The organism is Salmonella sp. SSDFZ54 (assembly GCF_004010735.1).
Taxonomy (GTDB): domain Bacteria; phylum Pseudomonadota; class Gammaproteobacteria; order Enterobacterales; family Enterobacteriaceae; genus Salmonella; species Salmonella enterica.
Genome location: NZ_CP034824.1, coordinates 1 through 3904 on the forward strand (window position 1 = coordinate 1; position 3904 = coordinate 3904).

The following is a 3904-nucleotide window of genomic DNA, read 5'->3' on the forward strand; positions in this document are numbered from 1 at the left end:
CGCTACGCTCGGTCATGAGACTGCGGCGAGCACAACCACCTCAATCATGCGGTAAGCCGCACCATTGCTGGGCTGACAGGAGAAAACCGCCGGAAAGCCCGCTGCTCAAAAAGACGCCGAAAGGCGCTGTTATCTGATATAGGCTTGTTCATGTCCGCGAATTTAACCATCCATTAACAAAAACAGGGGGTAATTGTCATTTTTCTGTTAATTAAAATTTAACTATTTGTTTCTTGGTTAACCATTCTCCAGAATTATCCATCCAGCGTCGAATAGTCCGGCTGCTAACACCAACCGCCACTGCAATATCTTCCGTTGACGCTCCCAAGATATACATATCAAGCGCCCTACGACGTTTGTCGTCGTTAGCAGTCCACCGAACAGCGGCGCTTTTTTTCCCTTTGTCCGACTGATTTTCTGACGAATTGGCCTTCCCGCCCTTGCGACCGCGTGCTGCCTGAATTTCTGGCGTGTGCGTATCAGCCACATACTGTGCGAAAGTTTCCGGCGTGAAGTTCCTGTGCGTGTATTTCGCAATGCTCTTGCCAATAGCCCGACATTCAGGCGGAGAAAGCGGAACGGGAAGCGATGCGTTGTACATTTCGACACGCTGAATCACGGCATCAAGCCACTGTGAGAATGCTGGCCAGCCCTGACGAATCGCCCTGTAAGCCCATTTGCGCGTCATTTCGAACAGGTGGCAGTTTCGCCCCATCCCGTAATGTTTATCGATGCTACGACGCGCTGAGGCGCTCAAATCGAGATAATCAGCCAGTTCATCGAGGGTATAGGCTTCCTCGCGCCACTCCATCACCTGCCATTCCAGGTGGAACGGATTTTTGCAAATCAGTCCGCTGTAGTTCACATCAGCACAAAGTTTCTCACACAGCGAACGTTCAACCGCTGCGGCATATTTCAGCGCCTTAACCGACGCATCAGGCGCGGTTCTCACGGCGATATTGAGTGCATAGAGCAGGTGAGCGTGTCCGTTCACAGGATTTTTAACGGTGATGTTCGGCGCGGGGGCGTTCCGGTCGCTCCAGTCAATCGCTGCCCCCTCGCGGTCAACGTCAAAAACCAGCCAGAACTGCGCATGAGGCTGGTTCTGCTGGATGTACCGCGCAAGCAGCGCACGCCCTTTGCCGGAGATGCGAAGACCAAAAGCGAGATCATCCGTGTGATAGGGACGGCGGGGTAAATTTTCTTCGAAGTATTGAAGCGCGGCGCTCATGTGTTACGATTCCTTCCAGGTTATCGACCGACATCGCCCCTGTATTTTCGTGACAGTCTTGGCGGATAGACACGAATTTCAGGGGCGTTTGTTTTTCAGTCGCTTACACTACCCCCAACGACAAAACCTGTCGAGTCTTCCCGCAAACCCGATCCATTTACCATAACTCCTGTTGTACGTACCCCGTAAAACGCCCTCAGTCGCTTCCTGACGCAAAAAACGCAAAAAGACAGGAAAACACCAGGCCAAACCAGAAAAACGCGTCAGAATCGCTTTCAGAGCGTTGCATAACTATGCACGAAAGCGATGCGCGATCTGTTTCGAGCGTTCAGAAGGGCGAACGGGTCAAAACAGCAAACTTTCTCATCAGAAAACGGTGAACGGGACGCGGAATTTTTTCGCGTTCCGTGAAACGTTGGCGGGGTTCGGGGCGCAGTCCCGATATTGCTACATTTTCAACGCTCCATATCTTGATCACGTTCGTTACTACGTGATGCCTCCCTGGCCCAGGATCGCTGTATACGCAGTGCCTTTTCCTCCTGTTGCTGCCGTTCCTGCGCCATTTCTGCCAGTAACTCATGTCGCATTTGAGCTTTTTCATCTCCAGATATACTGAGTTCAGGCTCCAGAGATAACATCTGGCTACGGGCAACGGATACTTCTTCAGCAACCTTTTGCCTGGTATTCTCTAAAGATGCCGCGGCCAGAATCTCACGTTCTCTGTACCTGTCCAGATCCCCAACGTACTTATATCCCTCGGTACGCTTAAAAGCAGCGTTTTCTTTGTCCCACTCGGATTCGGCTTGCTGTAGCTTGTTCCTGAATTCATTCCTTTCATGTTCAGCGGTTTCCAGCACACTTTTTTGCTCCAGAATACGCGCATCAATCTCCCTTTTGTCAGCCCCCCGAAACAGGCCACGAATCCCATTCAAAGCATTGCGTTGTTCCTGTAGCTCCCGCAGCTCCCTTTGTGCGGAAACGACATTACGCCCCAGTTTGTCTAAATACCGTGCCCCTTCATATATTCGCCTGCTCCATTCGGAAAGAGAGTCTTTTTTTGCTTTCGCATTCTGAAGCAGCTTATGTTCTTTGAGCGCATTGGGATTGGCATCCCCTAAACGAGCAAGCCTTGCTTCTCCCTGAATGACCGTTTTCATAACCTTGCGGTACTGAAGCAATAACTCCGGTGAACGGGCTGAACGAACAGGCTCAACTGCCTTGATTTTTTGCTTTTGCTCCTGTTCCTGCTGAATGGCATTTGCGGCATCTCTGGCGGTCTTGAGTTCCCGCTCGGCATTCCTCCGTTCCTGGATTGCAACAATCTGCTCACCATTGAGACTGGCGGCCTGAACGGGGCCAAGATGAACTTCCGGCGTGCGATTGATACCCTGTTCTTTCAGAGAACGATGATCTACGCGCGACTCGTGACCGTATCGCGCAAGGTGCTCATTCTGCACATCTGCCCAGCGGGAACGCAGCGCAACAAGGGCGGCTTTTCGCTCTCCGGCTGTCTGGGGAATACTCGCTTTTTTTGCGCCTCCCCGTTCTGGTGATTTGCTGTTGGCACGTTTAAAAAATTGCTGCGGATCGCGTTCAATACCATCATTAATCCGCTCGCAAAACATGATATGCGCGTGTGGCTGTTCCTTTCCGTCGATTGCACCTGGCGGATTGTGGATCGCGTACTGGTAGGCATGGCGATCGCCAAGTTCCTTTTGCACGAAATCTTCAACAAGTTCTATCCGTTGTTCGCGTGTCAGTTCACGCGGTAACGCGATCTCAATTTCACGGTATGCAGTCCCGTTTTTTCGTTCAAATTCATCTGCGGCTTTCCATAGCTCTGCGGGATTTTTCTTCGCCCATGATGGCATGTTACCTGATGACGAAAATTCCAGATCCTCCCGCGATTTGTAGCTCTTATATTCGCCGGATCTGGAAATGTAATCAGCATGTTTTAAGGCACTGCCTTTTGCTCCAGCTTTGACGGTGCAATGGTAGCTTGCCATCTGCCTTTTAGCCCTCCGCAGGAGCGCACAGTTTCTCGACGAAGGAGAGAAACTACTAAGTGCGCATCCCTGAATTAATCAGGGATGATTTTACGGTCTCACACGCAGGCAGACAAGGTGATATTATGCACAATAACAACTCACATTAACGGCAAAAATGCAGAGGTAAGAATGACAAATCGTGAAGAGTGGTTAAGTGCAAAAATTGCCTACATCAACGGACTGAAATCACCGTCAGAGCAGCAGAGATTACTTGTGTTACTGGCAGAGAAAAAAAACCGAACAACGACGGATGAAAAAACGTTGTCCGCACTGATACGGGCAGAAAAAACCGCAGAGAAAGCAGCCGCAGCAAAAGCCAGGGTAACGGCAATCATAGCGGCAGAACGGAAGGCAGCCGCAAGGGCGGAACGAAAGGCGCGGGATCATGAACTCTACAAGGCCGCAGGCCTCATGATTGTGGCAGGACTGGTGGACAGCAAAACCGGAAAACCAAAGTTTAGTGCTGCCGAACTGGTAGGCGCACTCGCAGGAATCGCAGAGCTACCGCGCAACCACCCAAAATGGCAGGAATGGGAAAGACGCGGGAAGGAGCTACTAACCAAAGACAGTGCGTAAGAGCCTCCGTTCACGTTCCGTTTCCCTGGTGCTTCCTCGCTCATTCGCT

At 51.1% G+C, this 3904-nt stretch carries 3 protein-coding genes; 1 reads left to right on the forward strand and 2 read right to left on the reverse strand.

Annotated elements, in window-relative coordinates:
• Window positions 1-211: 211 nt before the first annotated feature.
• Both EOS97_RS26535 and EOS97_RS26540 read right to left on the reverse strand, forming a co-directional pair.
• The gene (locus tag EOS97_RS26535) at window positions 212-1231 is read right to left on the reverse strand and encodes a replication initiation protein (protein ID WP_032329766.1); all 1020 of its coding nucleotides are present in this window, start codon (window positions 1229-1231) and stop codon (window positions 212-214) included.
• Between the two features lie 455 nt (window positions 1232-1686).
• On the reverse strand, window positions 1687-3237 hold the full coding sequence (locus tag EOS97_RS26540) for a MobA/MobL family protein (RefSeq protein ID WP_001624483.1): 1551 nt from the start codon (window positions 3235-3237) through the stop codon (window positions 1687-1689).
• Between the two features lie 171 nt (window positions 3238-3408).
• Here EOS97_RS26540 and EOS97_RS26545 point away from each other — a divergent pair, with 171 nt between their 5' ends.
• Window positions 3409-3855: a conjugal transfer protein TraD gene (locus EOS97_RS26545; RefSeq protein ID WP_000184723.1), complete on the forward strand. Its 447-nt coding sequence runs from the start codon at window positions 3409-3411 to the stop codon at window positions 3853-3855.
• Window positions 3856-3904 lie beyond the last annotated feature (49 nt).

Coding starts and splice junctions, on each gene's coding strand:
- EOS97_RS26535 (WP_032329766.1), bottom strand. CDS start 1,231: ATGAGCGCCGCGCTTCAATACTTCGAAGAAAATTTACCCCGCCGTCCC.
- EOS97_RS26540 (WP_001624483.1), bottom strand. CDS start 3,237: ATGGCAAGCTACCATTGCACCGTCAAAGCTGGAGCAAAAGGCAGTGCC.
- EOS97_RS26545 (WP_000184723.1), top strand. CDS start 3,409: ATGACAAATCGTGAAGAGTGGTTAAGTGCAAAAATTGCCTACATCAAC.